Annotated in this window: 17 protein-coding genes; 6 read left to right on the forward strand and 11 right to left on the reverse strand. The window is 63.3% G+C overall.

Going from position 1 to position 16,763, the window contains the following annotated elements; genetic code table 11:
- Nucleotides 1-57: 57 nt before the first annotated feature.
- The 6 genes from ACR42D_RS09605 to ACR42D_RS09630 all read right to left on the reverse strand — a co-directional run bounded on the left by ACR42D_RS09605 (nt 58) and on the right by ACR42D_RS09630 (nt 6,933).
- Nucleotides 58-564, reverse strand: coding sequence for a ferritin (locus ACR42D_RS09605; protein ID WP_484566588.1), 507 nt, complete (start codon nt 562-564; stop codon nt 58-60).
- Nucleotides 565-758: 194 nt separating this feature from the next.
- Complete coding sequence (gene recD2 / locus ACR42D_RS09610) at nt 759-2,969, reverse strand: SF1B family DNA helicase RecD2 (RefSeq protein ID WP_484566589.1); 2,211 nt, start codon at nt 2,967-2,969, stop codon at nt 759-761.
- 11 nt (nt 2,970-2,980) lie between these two features.
- The gene (gene recR / locus ACR42D_RS09615) at nt 2,981-3,586 is read right to left on the reverse strand and encodes a recombination mediator RecR (RefSeq protein ID WP_484566590.1); all 606 of its coding nucleotides are present in this window, start codon (nt 3,584-3,586) and stop codon (nt 2,981-2,983) included.
- Nucleotides 3,587-3,680: 94 nt separating this feature from the next.
- The gene (locus ACR42D_RS09620) at nt 3,681-3,992 is read right to left on the reverse strand and encodes a YbaB/EbfC family nucleoid-associated protein (RefSeq protein ID WP_484566591.1); all 312 of its coding nucleotides are present in this window, start codon (nt 3,990-3,992) and stop codon (nt 3,681-3,683) included.
- A gap of 23 nt (nt 3,993-4,015) precedes the next feature.
- Complete coding sequence (dnaX, locus tag ACR42D_RS09625) at nt 4,016-5,878, reverse strand: DNA polymerase III subunit gamma/tau (protein ID WP_484566592.1); 1,863 nt, start codon at nt 5,876-5,878, stop codon at nt 4,016-4,018.
- Nucleotides 5,879-6,009: 131 nt separating this feature from the next.
- Entirely contained in the window at nt 6,010-6,933 is a 924-nt protein-coding gene (locus ACR42D_RS09630; RefSeq protein ID WP_484566593.1) for a branched-chain amino acid transaminase, read from the reverse strand.
- Between the two features lie 218 nt (nt 6,934-7,151).
- On the opposite strand from ACR42D_RS09630, the gene ACR42D_RS09635 reads away from it, so the two are divergent.
- The 6 genes from ACR42D_RS09635 (at nt 7,152) to ACR42D_RS09660 (ending at nt 12,470) form a co-directional block, all read left to right on the forward strand.
- Complete coding sequence (locus ACR42D_RS09635; protein ID WP_484566594.1) at nt 7,152-8,363, forward strand: aminotransferase class I/II-fold pyridoxal phosphate-dependent enzyme; 1,212 nt, start codon at nt 7,152-7,154, stop codon at nt 8,361-8,363.
- Nucleotides 8,364-8,365: 2 nt separating this feature from the next.
- Complete coding sequence (locus ACR42D_RS09640) at nt 8,366-9,664, forward strand: homoserine dehydrogenase (RefSeq protein WP_484566595.1); 1,299 nt, start codon at nt 8,366-8,368, stop codon at nt 9,662-9,664.
- A gap of 11 nt (nt 9,665-9,675) precedes the next feature.
- A complete protein-coding gene (locus tag ACR42D_RS09645; protein WP_484566596.1) occupies nt 9,676-10,869 on the forward strand; it encodes a cofactor-independent phosphoglycerate mutase in 1,194 nt (397 codons plus the stop codon).
- Complete coding sequence (locus tag ACR42D_RS09650) at nt 10,869-11,285, forward strand: acyl-CoA thioesterase (RefSeq protein ID WP_484566597.1); 417 nt, start codon at nt 10,869-10,871, stop codon at nt 11,283-11,285. Before ACR42D_RS09645 ends, ACR42D_RS09650 begins: the two co-directional genes overlap by 1 nt.
- A gap of 84 nt (nt 11,286-11,369) precedes the next feature.
- Complete coding sequence (locus ACR42D_RS09655) at nt 11,370-12,155, forward strand: amidohydrolase family protein (protein WP_484566598.1); 786 nt, start codon at nt 11,370-11,372, stop codon at nt 12,153-12,155.
- A gap of 93 nt (nt 12,156-12,248) precedes the next feature.
- A complete protein-coding gene (locus ACR42D_RS09660) occupies nt 12,249-12,470 on the forward strand; it encodes a YgdI/YgdR family lipoprotein (protein ID WP_484566599.1) in 222 nt (73 codons plus the stop codon).
- Between the two features lie 46 nt (nt 12,471-12,516).
- Here the strand turns inward: ACR42D_RS09660 and ACR42D_RS09665 are convergent, their stop codons facing one another.
- The 5 genes from ACR42D_RS09665 to ACR42D_RS09685 all read right to left on the reverse strand — a co-directional run bounded on the left by ACR42D_RS09665 (nt 12,517) and on the right by ACR42D_RS09685 (nt 16,762).
- Nucleotides 12,517-12,978 carry a DsrE/DsrF/DrsH-like family protein gene (locus tag ACR42D_RS09665; RefSeq protein ID WP_484566600.1) on the reverse strand — a complete coding sequence of 154 codons (462 nt, stop codon included), beginning with the start codon at nt 12,976-12,978 and terminating at the stop codon, nt 12,517-12,519.
- Nucleotides 12,979-13,024: 46 nt separating this feature from the next.
- On the reverse strand, nt 13,025-13,495 hold the full coding sequence (locus ACR42D_RS09670) for a MarR family winged helix-turn-helix transcriptional regulator (RefSeq protein ID WP_484566601.1): 471 nt from the start codon (nt 13,493-13,495) through the stop codon (nt 13,025-13,027).
- A gap of 115 nt (nt 13,496-13,610) precedes the next feature.
- Nucleotides 13,611-14,321, reverse strand: a complete 711-nt coding sequence (locus ACR42D_RS09675) for an amino acid ABC transporter permease (RefSeq protein WP_484566602.1) — start codon at nt 14,319-14,321, stop codon at nt 13,611-13,613.
- Nucleotides 14,322-14,383: 62 nt separating this feature from the next.
- Entirely contained in the window at nt 14,384-15,145 is a 762-nt protein-coding gene (locus tag ACR42D_RS09680; RefSeq protein WP_484566603.1) for a basic amino acid ABC transporter substrate-binding protein, read from the reverse strand.
- A gap of 81 nt (nt 15,146-15,226) precedes the next feature.
- Complete coding sequence (locus tag ACR42D_RS09685) at nt 15,227-16,762, reverse strand: ABC transporter ATP-binding protein (RefSeq protein ID WP_484566604.1); 1,536 nt, start codon at nt 16,760-16,762, stop codon at nt 15,227-15,229.
- Between the last annotated feature and the right edge of the window lies 1 nt (nt 16,763).

The raw sequence follows: 16,763 nt of genomic DNA on the forward strand, positions 1-16,763 counted from the left end.
GTGAAAAAAAGGCCGGAGGGAACGGTTGGCGCCCTCCGGCCGGACATGTTCGGCTGATTATGCGTTGGTCGGCGGGGTGAACACCCTGGTGCCGAGATCGCGGTCGAGCATGAACAGCCCGCCGCCATCGCCCACAAGCTTGAGCTTGCCGACCACATCGCTGACGGTGTCCTCTTCCTCGACCTGCTCGGAGATGAACCACTGCAGGAAGATGCCCACGGCGTGGTTGCGCTCGTCCACGGCCAGGTTGGCGATGTCGTTGATGCGCGCGGTCACGCCCTTCTCGTGCTCCAGGGCCTCCTCGAAAGCGGCCAGCGGAGATTCCCAATCATGCTGCGGAGCGTCGATGTTCCCGAGCTTGGCATGGCCGCCCGCCTCGTTGATGTAGTTGAAGAAGCGCATGGCGTGGAACATCTCTTCCTGGTACTGGGCGTACATCCAGGCGGAGAACCCGGCCAATCCCTCGTTGGAGAAGTGGGAGGCCATGGAAAGGTAAATATGTGCGGAATAGATTTCCCAGTTCATCTGCGCGTTGAGCGCGTCTTCCAGTTTCTCGCTGAGCATAACGGACATCTCCTTGACTTAGGTGTTCTCATATGGGTGGACAAGGCGTGCTCGCGCCATTGCCCCGATTGAAGACAATAATCATCATAAGCGAAAAGACCAGAGTATGTTACACCATTTTTTAGGAGGTTTTGCAACCACCCTGCGGTGTCGGCAAGATGCCCTTCCGGTCGGAGGGAGGGGCGGCGCGGCGGCTAGTAGAGCCGGTTTTCGTCGAAGATGGCCCGCAACCGGTAGGCGAGATGGGTGTTGCGGTTGCCCGAGGTGGCGTTGTTCAGGCCGATCCTAAAGGCCCGGTCCGAGCCGATGAGCACGGCCAGTTCGCGGGCGCGGGTCAGGCCGGTGTAGAGCAGGTTGCGCTGCAGCAGCAGGAAGTGCTGGGTGACGATGGGCATGACCACGGCCGGGTACTCGCTGCCCTGCGACTTGTGCACGCTGACCGCATAGGCCAGGCCGAGCTCGTCCAGGTCCGAGGATTCGAAGTGGACGTGGTTGCCGTCGAATTCGACCATGAGTTCGTGGCTGTCGGTATCGACCTCCACGATCCATCCCAGGTCGCCGTTGAACACTTCCTTGTCGTAATTGTTCTTGAGCTGGATGACCCGATCGCCCTCGCGGAAGGTGGCGAACTTGCGCTTGAGCTCGCGCACGCCCGGCCCTTTCGGATTGAGCCGCGCCTGCAGGGCCGTGTTCAGGGCCTGGGTGCCCACGTCGCCCTTGTGCATGGGAGTGAGCACCTGGATGTCGCGCAGCGGGTCGAGCCCGTAGCGCTCGGGGATGCGCTCGCAGACCGAGTCCAGGATGAGCTTCTGGACCTTGATCGGGTCCTCCTGCGGAATCCAGTAGAAATCGGCCTCGGGGGGCGGGCACGGGTGCTGGCGCGGGAATTGGCCCTCGTTGATGCGGTGGGCGTTGACCACGATGAAGCTCTCCTGGGCCTGGCGGAAGATGTGCGTCAGCACGGCGCACGGCACTTTCCGGGAGTCGATCAGATCGCCCAGCACGTTGCCCGGCCCCACGCTGGGCAGCTGGTTGACGTCGCCCACCAGGATCAGGCGGCAGGTGTGCGGCAGGGCCCGCAGGATGGAGACGAAAAGCTGGGCGTCGACCATGGAGGCCTCGTCCACCACCAGGACGTCGGCCTTGAGCTTCTGATCCTCGCAGTAGTGGAACCCGCCCTCGGGCTGGAACTGGAGCATGCGGTGCACGGTCTTGGCCGGATGCCCGGTGGCCTCGGCCATGCGCTTGGCTGCCCGCCCGGTGGGCGCGGCCTGCATGATCTTGAGGCCCAGTTCCTTGAGGGTCAGCAGGATCGCCTTGGTGATGGTCGTCTTACCCGTGCCCGGTCCGCCGGTGATGATGAAAACCTTGTTGGAGCACGCCTCGAAGACCGCCTCGCGCTGCTCGTCGGACAGGTTGAAGCCGAGCTTGTCCTCGACCTTGGGCAGGGTCTTGTCGATCTTCTTGCGCGAAATGGGCGTGGGATGGCTGATGAGCTGGTACAGCCGCTGGGTGGTCTCGTTCTCGTAGTGGAAGAAGTACATGAGATAGACCGCCTCGGAGATGCCCTGCTCTGACAAATTCTCGATGCGGATGCGCTTCTTCTCCTCCAGCCCGAACAGGGCCAGCTCCAGCTTGTCGTAGTCCGTGGTGTCGAGCATGCGGGCCACATCCTCGAGCAGCTTGGGCTTGGGGATGAACAGGTGCCCGTTACGCTCGCAGGAGGTCAGCATGGTGTAGGCGATGGCCGCCTCCAACCGCTGCGCGCAGTCCGGGGCGAAGCCGAGCTTCATGGCCATGTGGTCGGCGGTCTTGAAACCCACGCCCCGGATTTCGTAGGCCAGGTCGTAGGGGTTCTCCCGCAGCTTGGCTTCGGCCTGGGCCCCGTAGAGATGAAATATCTTGCCCGCGAAGGTGGTCGGCACCTGATGGGACTGGAGAAAGACCAGCAGGTTCTTGATCTCCCGCTGGCGGCCCCAGGACTCGATGATGTCCTTGAGCTTGTTCTTGGAGATGCCCTTGATCTTGAGGAGCTGGTCCGGGTCGTCGTCCAGCAGGTCCAGGACGCCGATGCCGAATTCCTCCACGATGAGGGTGGCGGTCTTCTCCCCCACACCCTTGATGGACGACTGCAGAAAGCGGATGACCCCGTTCTCGGTGGCGGGCCGGGCCTGCTCGAAGGTGGACACCTCGAACTGGCGGCCGAACTTGGGATGCACGATCCACCGCCCGGCGAGGTTCAGGGTCGCGCCACCGGCCAGTTCGCCCAGGGTGCCGACGATGGTGAGCTGGCCCGGCTCGTCCTTGGCCCGGACCCGGACGATGGCGTAGCCGTTCTCTTTGTTGTGATAGATGGTGCTGACGACTTCGACGTCGTTCAACTGGCTGAGATTTTCGTCGCTCATGGGATTCCCGGTTACATCTTCTGCCGATGAACCAGGGACTGCTTGAGGGTCTCCTTGTCCATGAACTTGACTTCGGCCCCGATGGGAATGCCCTGGGCCAGACGGGTCACCGAGACGCCGGGGAACTCGGACTCCACCAGATTCTTGACGTAGGAGGCCGTGGCCTCGGCGTCCAGGGTCGCCCCCAGGGCCAGGATCATCTCATCAAAATCGCCGGTGGCCAGCCTGCGCCGCAAACGGTCGATTTCCAGCTGACCCGGGTCAATGCCGTCCAGCGGGGACAAGAGACCGCCCAAGACCAGATACTTGCCCCGGTAGATGCCCATCTCCTCCATGGCCAGGAGCGCGTCCCATTCGGGCACCAGGCAGATCTGCCCGGTGTCGCGGGAGGTGTCGGCGCAGATGGCGCACGGGCTGGATTCGGCCAGGCAGGCGCAGTCCTCGCAAAGACAAAGCCGCTCGCGCAACTCGATGATGGACTGCCCCACCCCGGAGGCCCGTTCGCGGGGCATCTTGAGCAGGGTCAGGGCGATGCGCAGGGCGGATTTGGGGCCGATGCCGGGCAGGCTCGACAGTTGATCGACCACTTCCTTGAGCGGTCCGGGAAGATTCTGCAATGCGACTCCTTGAAGAAAAGCGGCCGTCCAAGGGCGAACGGGCGGCGCGGACGGACATCCGGGCCGCCACAATACGCCGGACAGCGGGCGAAAACTAGAACATGCCGGGGATGGACAGGCCGCCGGTCACGCCCTTCATGGCCTCTTCCATCATATCCTTGGACTTCTTGAGGGCCTCGTTGGCCGCGGTCATGACCAGGTCCTGGAGCATCTCCACATCCCCCGCCTCCATGACGGACGGCTCGATGCGCACCTCGGTCACCTCCTGGGAGCCGGTGACTTTGACGGTGACCATGCCGCCGCCGCTGGACGCCTCGACCTCCTTGGCCTTGAGCGCGTCCTGGGCCTCGGTCATCTTGCGCTGCATGATCTGGGCCTGACGGAGCATTTCGTTCATGCCTTTCATTATATTCTCCTCGAGTCGTATACTTATTGTTTTCTGTGACTTACCGAAAGCATCTGGGCGTTGAAGGCCTCCATGACCCTGATCACGCCGGGATGATTTTCCGCCTCTTCCATGAGTTGCCTGTCCGATTTGGGCTCGGCAATATCGCCTGTTTCCACGCGAACCTCAACCGTTGGGCCAAAAAATTCCCTGGTCAGCCCGTCCAGGGCCTCCAGCGTGGATTTCTCCTTGAGCTGCGCGCACATGGTCCGGGTCCGGCAGACGATCTTGAGCCCGTCCTTCTCCCGCTCTCCCTTAGTCAGGTGGAGCATGGACACCTTGACTCCGGCTTCGCCGTTGCGCGCCTCCACGAACTTGAGGAAGCCGTCCCAGTCCCGGGGGCCGGGAATGGACGCGGCCGTGACGCGCTGCGTCGCGGACTCGGACAGGGGCGTGGCGTCGGACGGACCTACAGGCTCGGGTTCCGGCTCGGGCCGGGCCGGGGGCGCGGACTGCGCCCTGGGCGGCGCGAAGCCGGATCCGCCGGGCTCGCGCGCCTCGTAGTGCGGCGGCTGGCCCGAGCGCGTGGGCGGCGCGGTCTGCGGCTGCATGGGTTTCGGTGGCGCCGATTGCCTGGGCGCGGCCTGGGGCGGCGCGAATTGCCTGCCGCCCGGGGGCATGCCCCCCTGCCCGCCCGTCATGCCCGGACCGCCCTGTACCGGGCCTCCCCGGGTCGGGCCGGATTGCCCGCCGCCCCCCATGGGGGGCTTGGACGCACCGCCGGTGCGCGGTCCCATGGACTCCAGGTTGATCAGGTCCGGCAGGCTGGTCAGGTTGAGCAACAGCAGTTCCAGCGCCAGGGCCGGTTCCAGGCTGGTCATGACCTTGCGCTGGCCGTCCAGGGTCATCTGCCAGCAGGCGTGGATGTGGGCGGCCTCGAACTTGTTCGCCCAGTCCAGCCAGTTGGCGGCCTCCTCGCCGGACAGGCCGAGCAGAGGCAGCGCCTCCTCGCCCGCCTGGCGGAGCAAAAACATATTGCGCCAGCAGTTGGTCAGCTCGCGCAGGAAGAAGCCGAGGTCGAGCCCCTGGTCCAGAACCTGGCGCAGGACGTGGCCCACGGCCACCAGGTCGCGGGCGTGCATGGACTCCATGAGCCCGAAGAAGACGTCCTGGCCCGCCAGACCGAGGAAGCCGCGCACGTCGGCCTCTTTCAGCACGTCCTCGCCCATGGCCAGGGCCTGGCCGAGCAGGGACATGGAGTCGCGGACCGAACCCGCGCCGCGCTTGGCGATGATGGACAGCGCGCCGGGCTCGTACTTAAGCTCCTCGAGATTCATGATCTTTTCGAGGTGGGCCACCAGTTCGGCCTGGGGCAGCATCTTGAAGGTATAATGCTGGCAGCGGCTGACGATGGTGGCCGGAAACTTGTGGTGCTCGGTGGTGGCCATGATGAAGGTCGCGCGCGGCGGCGGTTCCTCCAGCGTCTTGAGCAGCGCGTTGAAGGCCTCCTTGGTGAGCATGTGCGCCTCGTCGATGATGAACACCTTGTAGCGGCCGTCGATGGGCGCGTAGCCGATGTCCTCCTTGAGGCGGCGGGCGTCGTCGATGCCCCGGTTGGACGCGCCGTCGATCTCGATGACGTCCGGGGCCACGCCCGCGGTGATCTGGCGGCAGTGGTCGCACTCGTTGCACGGCTCGCCCGTGGGCGCGTTCACGCAGTTCAGCGCCTTGGCGAAGATGCGGGCGATGGTCGTCTTGCCCACGCCTCGGGTGCCGGAAAAGAGATAGGCGGGCGCGATCTTGTCCTGGGCGGCCGCCCGGGAGAGGATGGATTTGACCGCCTGCTGCCCCGCCACTTCCTCGAAGGTCTGGGGACGATACTTGGCCGTGAGGTTCGATGTGCTCATGGGTGTGCCTGGGGCTGTGGCGCGGAATCGACAATTGCCCGGAATAGTGGATGAAAAAGGGGGAAACCCGACAATCCGCGCCGGATTTCCCCTTACTTACCAGATGATGGACCGGTTTTCTAGACTTTCTATTAAACCTGGTAGCGGTGCAGCCAGTGCTCGTAGTCCGGGTTCTCGCCCTTGACGATCTTGAAGAACTCGGTCTGGAGCAGCTTGGCCACCGGTCCGGCCGCGCCGTTGCCGATGGTCCGGCGGTCCACCGAGCTGATCGGGGTGAGTTCGGCGGCGGTGCCGGAGAAGAAGACCTCGTCGGCGGTGTAGATCATGTCGCGGGTGATGGGCTCCTCGCGGACCTCATAGCCCAGATCCCCGGCCAGGGCGATGATCGAATCGCGGGTCAGGCCGCCGAGCACGCCGTCGGTGTGCGGGGTGTAGATGACGTCGTTGAGGACCATGAAAATATTCTCGCCCGAGCCTTCGGACACGTGGCCCGTGGTGTCGAGCATGATGGCCTCGTCATAGCCGTCGGCCACGGCCTCGGTCTTGGCCAGCACGGAGTTGACGTAGTTGCCCGCGGACTTGGACTTGGTCATCATGACGTTGACGTGGTGGCGGGAGAAGGAGCTGACCTTGACCTTGATGCCCTTTTCCAGCGCGTCCTCGCCCAGGTATGCGCCCCAGGGCCAGCAGGCGATGATCGTCTTGATCGGGTTGTTGCCGGGATGAACGCCCATGGCGCCGTCGCCCACGAAGACCAGGGGCCGGACATAGGCGCCGGCGAGCTTGTTGCGCTTGAGGGTCTCGATGGTGGCCTCGCTCAACTCCTCGGCGGGATACGGCAAGTCCAGGCCGAGAATCTTCGCGGAATTGACCAGGCGGACCATGTGCTCTTCCAGGCGGAAGACTTCAGAGGAGCCGTCGCCGCACTCGTAGGCGCGGATGCCCTCGAAAACGGCGGTGCCGTAGTGCAGGGCGTGGGTCAGGACGTGGACATTGGCCTCGTCCCAGGGAACCTGTTTGCCGTCGAACCAGATGGTTTCGGATTTCTGAACCATGAAAAATCTCCTTATGTATTTCGGCCTTCGGCCGGATATATTCCTGATGAAAGATGGACGCTAAAAAAAACCGGCAGTGAGGTCAAGACACAACCGCCGGGTCAGTGGTTGCACCCCTTTCCGCAGCCGACAATATCGGTCATTTTCATTTTGACAGTGCACACCGCGCAGAGTAAGAAAATTCCCTTGTACTAATACATTTTGAGGAGTTTTTCGCCATGTCCAAGTTTGCGAGAGTCGATCGACTGCCCCCCTATGTGTTCGCCCAGGTCAACGAGCTGAAGATGAAGCTGCGCCATGCAGGCGCGGACATCATCGACCTGGGCATGGGCAACCCCGATGTGCCCACCCCCAAGCCCATTCTCGACAAGCTGGCAGAGGCTGCATACAAGCCCGGCAACTCCAAGTATTCGGCATCCAAGGGAATCAAGGGCCTGCGCAGGGCCGTTCAGGACTGGTACTACCGCCGCTTTGATGTCACGCTCGACCGCGACAACGAGATCTGCGTGACCATGGGCGCCAAGGAAGGGCTGGCTCACCTGGCCCTGGCCATGCTCTCCCCCGGCGACGTCGTCCTGGCTCCGGATCCGGCCTACCCCATCCATCCGTACGCCTCGATCATCGCGGGTGCGGACGTGCGCCGTGTGCCCATCGGGCCGGGCCAGGATTTCTTCGAGAACCTGGAGACGGCCATCCGGCACACCTGGCCCAAGCCCAAGGTGCTGATCATCAATTTCCCGCACAACCCGACCACCCAGTGCGTGGAGCTGCCCTTCTTCCAGCGCATCGTCGACTTCGCCAAGGAAAACGGGCTGTACGTCATCCACGACCTGGCCTACGCGGACTTCGTCTTCGACGGCTACGTGGCCCCGAGCATCATGCAGGCCGACGGCGCCAAGGACGTGGCCGTGGAGTTCTTCTCCATGACCAAGAGCTATTCCATGGCCGGCATGCGCGTGGGCTACTGCGTGGGCAACCCGGAAATGGTCAACGCCCTGACCCGGATAAAGAGCTACCTCGATTACGGCATCTACCAGCCCATCCAGATCGCGGCCGCCTGCGCCCTGAACGGCGACCTCGACGACTGCCCCAAGTTCACCCGCGAGGAGATGGACCAGGCGGTCAAGGAGATCATGGCCGTGTACCAGGACCGGCGCGACGCCCTGTGCGAGGGCCTCAACCGCATCGGCTGGTGCGTCACCCCGCCCAAGGCGACTATGTTCCTGTGGGCGCAGATTCCGGAGGAGTTCCGGCCCATGGGGTCCGTGGAGTTCTCCAAAATGCTCCTGCAGGAAGCTGAGGTGGCCGTCTCTCCCGGCCTCGGTTTCGGACAATACGGCGACGACCACGTGCGTTTCAGCTTCGTGGAAAACCGCCACCGGACGAACCAGGCTGTGCGCAACTTGCGCAAATTCTTCTCAAAGGGGTAATCATGGATGTAATCAGACTCGGTCTCGGCGGATTCGGAACGGTCGGCTCGGGCCTGGCGAAAATACTGGATATGAATGCCGGACGCATTGAAAAGCGGCTCGGCAAGAAAATAGTGATCTCCAAGATCCTGGTCAGGGACCTGGCCAAGAAGCGGGCCTTCGATCCGGGCCCGGACGTGGTCTTCACCGACGACCCGGACGCCCTGGTCAACGACCCGTCCGTGGACATCGTGGTGGAGCTCATGGGCGGCCTGGACACGGCCAGGGACCTCATGCTCAAGGCGTTTGCCGCGGGCAAGCACGTGGTCACGGCCAACAAGCACCTGCTCGCCGAGCACGGCCTGGAACTCTTCCAGGCCGCGGCCGACAACGCGGTCGGGCTGCTGTTCGAGGCCAGCTGCGCGGGCGGGATTCCCATTGTCCAGACCCTCAAGGAGAGCCTGGCGGGCGACGAGATCGTCAAGATGCTCGGGATCATGAACGGCACGGCCAACTACATCCTGTCCGAAATGACCACGCGGGGCATGGACTTTTCGACCGCCCTGGCCGACGCCCAGGACCTGGGCTACGCCGAAGCGGACCCGACCTTCGACATCGAGGGGTTCGACACCGCCCACAAACTGTGCGTGCTCATCCGCATGGCCTACGGCGTGGACTACCCGCTCTCCGAGCTGTCCGTGCAGGGCATCACCAGCGTGACGCCCATGGACATCGAGTTCGCCCGCGAGTTCGGCTACCGCATCAAGCTGCTGGCCCACGTCATGGACGTAAACGGCCGCCTGGAGGCGGGCGTGCACCCCGCGCTGGTGCCCTACACTTACCTGCTGGCCCGGGTGGGCGGCAACTACAACGCCGTGCGCCTGGAAGGCAACGCGGTGGGACCGATCATGCTCCACGGCCAGGGCGCGGGCGACCTGCCCACGGGCTCGGCCGTGCTGGCGGACATCATGAACCTGGTGCGCAAGATCAGCGACGGCTGCACCGGCCCGGACAACACCGGCTTCCACAACCAGGCGATCCCCAAGGCGAAGATCCTGCCGCCCGAGGAATCCGAGTCCAAGTACTACTTCCGCTTCACCGTGGCCGACCGCACCGGCGTCATGGCCGCCATCACCCGGTCCATGGCCGACCACAACGTGTCCATCGCCCAGGCGGTGCAGAAAGGCGAATCCGGGGCCGAGGGCATCCCGCTGGTGATCATCACCCACGAGACCTCGGCGCGCGACGCGGACGCGGTCCTGGCCGAGATCGACGCCATGGACTTCACGGTGGAGCCCTGCGTCAAATTCCGAATCCTGTAAACGGACCATACATGAAACTTCTCTATCTCATCGCGGACGGCATGGGCGGCTGGCCCCTGGACGAACTGGGCGGCAAGACCACCATGGAGGCCGCCGTCACGCCGAACATGGACGAACTGGCCGCCACCGGCTCTGTCGGCCTGGCCCAGACCGTGCCCGAGGGCATGGCCCCGGGCTCGGACGTGGCCAACATGGCCCTGCTCGGCTTCGACCCGGCCACCTACCACACCGGACGCGGCCCCATCGAGGCCGCCGCGCAGGGGCTCGAGCTCGGGCCGGACGACCTGGTCTGGCGGCTCAACCTGGTCACGGTCTCCAAGCTGACCATCGACGGGATCATGCGCGACTACTCGTCGGGACACATCGCCTCGGAGGTTTCCCGACCCCTGGTGGAGAAACTCCAGGAAAAGCTCGGCAACGAGACCTATACCTTTTATCCCGGCATCCAGTACCGCCACCTGCTGGTCCAGAAGGACGGGGCCCTGACCGACGACGCCAAGCTATTCATCAACCCGCCTCACGACATCACGGACAAGCCGGTCAAGTTCGACCTGCGCGCCTTTTCGCGCAGCCCGGACCTGTGGGACCTGCTCTTCGAGGCTCACGACCTGCTGGCCGACCGGACCGTGAACCGCTCCGCGGCCAACTCCATCTGGCCGTGGGGCCAGGGCCGTCCGCTGAACCTGCCGGATTTCAAGCAGACCTTCGGACTCGACGGCGCGGTCATCTCGGCCGTGGACCTGATCAAGGGGCTCGGCTTCGCCTCCAATATGGCGGTGGTCGACGTGCCCGGCGCCACCGGCCTGCTCGACACCAACTACGAGGGCAAGGTGGAGGCGGCGCTGAACTTTCTCAAGGACCACGACTTCGTCTTCGTGCACCTGGAAGGCCCGGACGAGTGCGGCCACGGCGGCAGCGCCAAGGACAAGGTGGAGGCCATCTCCCGGTTCGACGCCCGCATCGTCGCTCCCCTGCGCGAAGCCCTCAAGGACGAGGAGACCGCCTGGATCGTGACCTGCGATCACTTCACGCCCATAGCGGAGAAGACCCACACTACGGACCCGGTGCCCTTCATCCTCAACGGGCCTGGCTGCGCGCCGTCGGGCGTGGACGGCTTCAGCGAAAAGACCGCCGCCTCGGGCCTGAAACTGGACAAGGGGCACGAACTGCTGGCCCACGCCCTCAAGACCTTCGGGATGAAGTGATGACGCCCAAACCGTTTCCCGAACGCGACGGCTGGTACACGCACTACGTGTCCTACGGCGAGACCGACGCCATGGCCGTGGTCTATCACGCGGAGTACCTGCACCTGTTCGAACGCGCGCGCAGCGCGTTCATGCGCGAGACCGGCATCAGCTACCGGGTGGCCGAGGAGCGCGGGGTCATGCTTCCGGTGCGCGAAGCCAACTGCCGCTACCGCACCCCCATCCGCTACGACGAACGCATCCACGTGCGCTGCGGCATCTCCAAATGGGGCCGTGCCTCGGTGGAGTTCGCTTACGAGATCTGGAACGACGACAAGGCCGTGCTCCACGCCACGGGCATGACCGGCCACGCCTGCGTCAACCTCAAGGGCAAGCCTGTGGCCATCCCGGAATGGTTGAAGGCATTATTTCAATAACCACTTCGGATCGTAACATATTTTTTTGTTTTTTGATTCAAACAACCGTTTACACCCCCGGACCTCTCCGGGTAGGCTCTCGCCATGCGAATAGACATACACACCCACGCCTTCCACAATAAGATCGCTGAGAAGGCGGTGGACCACCTGGAGGACCACTACGGCATCACCCCGGTGGGAACGGGCCGGGCCGACGACCTCATCGCTCGCCTGGACCGGGCCGGTCTGGACAAGGCCGTGGTCCTGGCCGCCGCAACCTCACCCCGACAGGTGATCCCGGCCAACAACTGGGCCATCGAATTGCAGAAGACCGCGCCCAGGCTGATCCCCTTCGGCACCCTGCATCCCGGCTACGACCGCAACGCCGAAGAGTTGGAACGGCTGGCTAAGAACGGCATCCGAGGCCTCAAATTTCACCCCGATTTCCAGGGGTTCCGCATGGACGACCCCGCGTTCTACGATCTCATGGAGCTGGTGGACGAACGGTTCATCTGCATGTTCCACGTGGGCGACGACCTGCCGCCCGACCTGAACCCGTCCTGCCCCAGGAAGATGGCCGCCCTGCGCAGGGCATTCCCCAAGCCGGTCATGATCGCGGCCCACATGGGCGGCCTCAAGCAGTGGGAATACGCCATGGAACATCTGGCGGGCCTGGACGTGTACGTGGACTGCTCCAGCGTGATGGATTTCGTGGACGACGACCTGCTGAAGCGGCTGGTGGCCGCCTTCACCCCGGACCGCATCCTCTTCGGCAGCGACTATCCCTTGTACGACGCCGGGGACGAAATCAAGCGCATCACCGAGCGTCTGCACCTGTCCGAAGAGCGTCTCGACGCTTTTTTGAACCGCGCGGGCAACCTTTTCAGCTAGAAAAAGCCATTTTTCCCATTTTGGCGTTGATAAACGAGCCGATTCAGGGCTAGGATAACCGCATTGCTTCACCAACGTTTTCCGGAGTTCAGCATGTCCGCACTGTCGAGACTGCTCGCCGCCTGCATCCTGGTACTCGGCCTGGCGGCCTGCATGACCACTAGCTACAAGATCACCACCACGAGCGGGCAGATTTACATCGCCCAAGACCATCCCGTTTACGACGTGAACACGGACACTTACGTCTTCACTGACGAGAACGGGCAAGAGGTGAAACTCGGCAAGCAGGAGATTCAGCTCATCAAGGAGCAGTAAGCCTTGAAGCAAAAAGCCCCGGTTGAAAACCGGGGCTTTTTGCGTCCTAGGTGAACAGGCACGGGTCGCATTCTCCGGCGTACTTGATGAACTCCTCGGCGGTCCAGACCTCCACTCCTTCCACAAAGTCCTCCTGCTTGAGCTTCATCATGGACATGGTCATGTGGCAGGCCACGAACCTGACCCCTTCGATCTGGGCCATCTCGAACATCTCGGCCACGTCCGGAATGTTGGCCTCGTTCATCCACTTCTTCATCATGCTGGTGGCCAGATGCGGCATTCCGGGAATGGCTCCCATGGTCCCTTCCGGGTAGTACTTCAACTTCTCGATACCGCCGTGCTTGAGCACGTCCATGCCCATGAAGGTGTAGAAAATGGTCGCGCCGTTGCCGAGCCTGACCGAGTTGAGCGCCATGACCAATGCGGGCATGGCCCCGTCCAGGGTGCCTCGGGAGGTGATGAAGGCGTGCTTCTGCTTCATCCCGCCGGTTTTGGCTTCTTCGGACATGACATCCTCCTAATTGTTAATGACATTAACTATTCCCTCAAAAAAATCAGTCCATCATATCTTTGGCCGACTTCATGTGCCGGGACAGCAGGGACAGGGCCTGGAGCAACGCACCGCGCTGCTCTTCGCTGAACGCCTCCAGCACGGTTTCATGCACCTCGAAGCGGAACAGCGCGATCCTCGCCAACAGCCGCGCTCCTTCCGGGGTTACGGACAGAAGCTTGACGCGCGAGTCCGCCGGGTCCGTCATGGAAGCCAGCAGTCCCCGTTCCACAAGGGACGAGACGAGCTTGGTCACCCTGCTCTTGGCCACGTTCATCCGGTAGGCCAAGGTCTTGGCCGTCAGGTAGCGCTCTCCCTCGAAGAGCATGAGGCAGCGCAACTCGGCATCGGGCAGTCCGAACCGTTCGCTCTGGTATTGCAGCCGCTCCTGGCAGCACTGGAAGATGTCCGCCACCAGGTGCTGGAATTCGGCCACGTCGCGCTTGGGTATGCTGGTATCGCTTCTATTGTTCATGGTATTAACCATATTCATTCCCTCCAAATTGTCAATCTCCGTGACCACAGACCATGAAAAAGCCCCTCCTCGCCGAAGCGCGGAGGGGCTTTCAAGGGCTCCGTACAAAGGGGGGTTATCCCAGGTCCGGGACGGCCCCCTTGTCCTCTCGCGCCCCGCTGCCTGCGGACAGCTTGCGTTCCAGGATGTTGAACAGGCGCGAAAAGCCGAAGGTCAGCGTCAGATAGATGCAGCCCACGCCCACCAGGAACGGCACATAGGTGTAGTACCGTGCGCCAAGGACCTTGGCGGTGAACATCAGTTCGGCCACGCCGATGGTCGAGATGAGCGACGAGTCCTTGAGCAGAACGATGAGCTCGTTGCCCAGCGGCGGAATCATCCGTTTGAGGGCCTGGGGCAGGATGACGTGGAACATGGACTGGGTGTGGGACAGCCCGGTGCCGCGCGCGGCTTCCATCTGGCCCTTGTTGATGGACTGGATGCCCGCGCGGATGATCTCGGCGTTGTACGCCCCGCTGTTGATGCCCAGCGCCACGATGCCGGTGATCAGCGGGTCCGGGGTGAACCCGTCGCCGGTGGCCAGCATGTAGAGCTGCGGAAAACCGAGGTAGAAGAAGAAAATCTGGAGCAGCATGGGGGTGCCCCGGATGACCTGGATGTAGGCGTCGGCGAGCACCCGTATCTGGACGCGGCGGCTGATGCGTCCGGTCCCGGCCAGGATACCCAGGACGAGCCCCAGTGCCAGGGCCCCGAAGGTCACCTGCAGGGTGATCCAGGCCCCGTTCAGGAGCATGTCCTGGTGTTTGAATAGGAGGGAAAAATCCATCGCCTTAACTCCTGGAGAAAAAAGGGCCGGGGACGCACGCCCCCGGCCCGGTTGCTGCTAGACTAGAGATTCCACTTCTTGACGATGGCGGCGTAGGTGCCATCCGCCTTGACTTCCTCCAGCGCCTTGTTCAGGGCCTGCAGCAGGTCGTCGTTGCCCTTGCGGGTGATCATGGCGAATTCCTCGTAGGACAGCGGCTCGCCGCCACGCTTGAACTTGCCCTGCTTGACGAACTCGTCGGCCACGGAGATGTCGGCGATGACCGCGTCCGCGACTTTGTTGTTCAGCATCATGAAGGCGATGTTGTAGCTCTCGGGCTTGACCACTTCCGCCCCCTCGATCTTGTCGGCCTCCTGCTCGCCGGTGGTGCCCAGCTGGACCGCGATCTTCTTGCCCTTGAGGTCGGCAGCGGATTTGATATCGGAGTCGTTGCGGACCACGATGACCTGACCGCTGGCGATGTAAGGGGCGGAGAAGCTGACCTGTTCGGCGCGCTCGGGAGAGATGGAGAAGCCGGACATGCCCATGTCCACCTGGCCGCTCTGGGTGGCGGTGACGATGGCCGCGAAGTCCATGGTCACCCACTTGACCTTGATGCCCATCTTGGCGGCGATGGCGTTCAGAAGGTCCACATCGAAGCCGACGCGCTCACCGCTGTCGCCGATGGCCTCAAACGGGGGGTAGTCCGGGGAGTTGCCCACAGTGATGACACCCGCTTCCTTGACCTTTTCCAGGGTGGTTGCGGCCTGGGCGAAGGTAGACAGCGTGAACAGCGAAATGATCGCGACGAACGCGAGCATCATGCGCATTTTGTTGAACTTCATATCTTTCTCCTTGCTGAACGGTTAATGGGATCAATTCGGTCGGGAAACCGGGAAATTCATTTTCTTTCGCGGAAGGCCGGGCTAGTCGACGATACCGGCCATGAGCGGGCCGACCTTGCGGGCGACGTCCTTGTCCGAGTTGTCCAGGACGCCCAGGATCTTGCCCCGGTAGATGACCGCCACGCGGTCGGCCAGTTGCAGTGCCTCGTTAAGATCGCCGGTGACCAGGAGCACCCCGGCCATGGACCGGGTCTCGAGCAACCGCTTCCAGACCTCCTCGGTTGCGGACACGTCCAGCCCCTGGGTGGGCTGTTCGGCCACGATGAGCTTGGGCTCGCGGTAGAGCTCGCGGGCCAAGACGGCCTTCTGCAGGTTGCCGCCGGACAGCTGCCAGGCCAGGGCGTGGATGCGGCCGGGCCGGATGTCGAACTTCTCGATGAGTCGGGTCGTGTGCTTGGCGGCCTTCTTCTTGTCCAGCCACAAACCCTTGGCGAACCCCTTGCGGGTGGTCAAAAGCAGGTTGTCCACCAGGTTCTGGTTGGGCAGCGTGGCCAGGCCGAGCCGGTCCTCGGGGATGTAGCACATGGACCGGTTCCAGGTGGATTCGGCGAAGAACTTGCGCCACGGCTTGCCCATGATGAAGACCGTGTCCAGGGGCGGTTTGGTCAGGCCGGTGACAGCCTCGACCAGCGCCTTCTGGCCGTTGCCCGCCACGCCCACGAGGGCCACGATCTCGCCCCGGCGCACATCCAAATCCACCTCGGTCAGACCGAGCCCGGTCAGGTTCTTGACCTCCAGGACCTTGTCGCCGATCTCGGCGGGCTGGCGGTCCACCTCGAGCAGGACCTCCTTGCCGACCATGCGCGAGGCCAGATCCGCCTTGGACTCGATGGATTCCGGGTCCAATTCGCCCTCGATGCGGCCGCGCCGCAGGATGGCGATCTCATCGGCCAGGGCGATGACCTCCTCCAGCTTGTGCGAGATGAAGATGATCGCCTTGCCCTGCTCGGTCATACGCCACAACGCCTCGAAAAGATTGCGGGTCTCCTCCGGGGTGAGGACCGCCGTGGGCTCGTCGAAGATGAGGATGCGGCTCTCGCGGTACAAAAGCTTGAGGATCTCCACCAGCTGGCGCTCGCCCATGGACAGCTCGCAGATGCGCGCGCCCGGGTCGATTTTCAGCCCGTAGCGCTCGGCCAGATCGCTGACGCGCCGCTCCATCTCGTGCGGGGAGACGAAGAAGCCCCCTTCCTGGCCGAGCAGGACGTTCTCGGCCACGGTCATGGAGTCCACGAGCATAAAGTGCTGGTAGACCATGCCGATGCCCGCCCGGATGGCGTCCTTGGAGGAGGTGAAGCGCACGGGCTCGCCGTCCACTTCGATGTACCCCTCGTCCGGCTTGTAGCGGCCGGCAAGCATGGACATCATGGTCGACTTGCCCGCGCCGTTCTCGCCGAGCAGCGCCTTGATGCGGCCCGGGTAGACGTCCAGGGTGATGGCGTCGTTGGCCAGGACCTTGCCGAACCGCTTGGTCAGCCCTTTGAGGCCGACCAGAGGCCGCGTGCCCTCTGGGATGGGTCGGGTGCGCACCGGCCGGACGAACATCTGGTCTGTCATC

It is taken from the genome of Pseudodesulfovibrio sp. lm2024, from assembly GCF_051175575.1.
Classification (GTDB): domain Bacteria; phylum Desulfobacterota; class Desulfovibrionia; order Desulfovibrionales; family Desulfovibrionaceae; genus Pseudodesulfovibrio; species Pseudodesulfovibrio caledoniensis.

Excerpts from the sequence above, each read along its gene's own strand:
- ACR42D_RS09605 (WP_484566588.1), bottom strand. The coding sequence starts at position 564 with ATGCTCAGCGAGAAACTGGAAGACGCGCTCAACGCGCAGATGAACTGG.
- ACR42D_RS09620 (WP_484566591.1), bottom strand. The coding sequence starts at position 3,992 with ATGAAAGGCATGAACGAAATGCTCCGTCAGGCCCAGATCATGCAGCGC.
- ACR42D_RS09670 (WP_484566601.1), bottom strand. The coding sequence starts at position 13,495 with ATGAACAATAGAAGCGATACCAGCATACCCAAGCGCGACGTGGCCGAA.
- ACR42D_RS09645 (WP_484566596.1), top strand. The coding sequence starts at position 9,676 with ATGAAACTTCTCTATCTCATCGCGGACGGCATGGGCGGCTGGCCCCTG.
- ACR42D_RS09680 (WP_484566603.1), bottom strand. The coding sequence starts at position 15,145 with ATGAAGTTCAACAAAATGCGCATGATGCTCGCGTTCGTCGCGATCATT.
- ACR42D_RS09650 (WP_484566597.1), top strand. The coding sequence starts at position 10,869 with ATGACGCCCAAACCGTTTCCCGAACGCGACGGCTGGTACACGCACTAC.
- ACR42D_RS09630 (WP_484566593.1), bottom strand. The coding sequence starts at position 6,933 with ATGGTTCAGAAATCCGAAACCATCTGGTTCGACGGCAAACAGGTTCCC.
- dnaX (WP_484566592.1), bottom strand. The coding sequence starts at position 5,878 with ATGAGCACATCGAACCTCACGGCCAAGTATCGTCCCCAGACCTTCGAG.
- ACR42D_RS09655 (WP_484566598.1), top strand. The coding sequence starts at position 11,370 with ATGCGAATAGACATACACACCCACGCCTTCCACAATAAGATCGCTGAG.
- ACR42D_RS09635 (WP_484566594.1), top strand. The coding sequence starts at position 7,152 with ATGTCCAAGTTTGCGAGAGTCGATCGACTGCCCCCCTATGTGTTCGCC.
- ACR42D_RS09665 (WP_484566600.1), bottom strand. The coding sequence starts at position 12,978 with ATGTCCGAAGAAGCCAAAACCGGCGGGATGAAGCAGAAGCACGCCTTC.
- ACR42D_RS09660 (WP_484566599.1), top strand. The coding sequence starts at position 12,249 with ATGTCCGCACTGTCGAGACTGCTCGCCGCCTGCATCCTGGTACTCGGC.
- ACR42D_RS09675 (WP_484566602.1), bottom strand. The coding sequence starts at position 14,321 with ATGGATTTTTCCCTCCTATTCAAACACCAGGACATGCTCCTGAACGGG.
- ACR42D_RS09640 (WP_484566595.1), top strand. The coding sequence starts at position 8,366 with ATGGATGTAATCAGACTCGGTCTCGGCGGATTCGGAACGGTCGGCTCG.
- recD2 (WP_484566589.1), bottom strand. The coding sequence starts at position 2,969 with ATGAGCGACGAAAATCTCAGCCAGTTGAACGACGTCGAAGTCGTCAGC.
- ACR42D_RS09685 (WP_484566604.1), bottom strand. The coding sequence starts at position 16,762 with ATGACAGACCAGATGTTCGTCCGGCCGGTGCGCACCCGACCCATCCCA.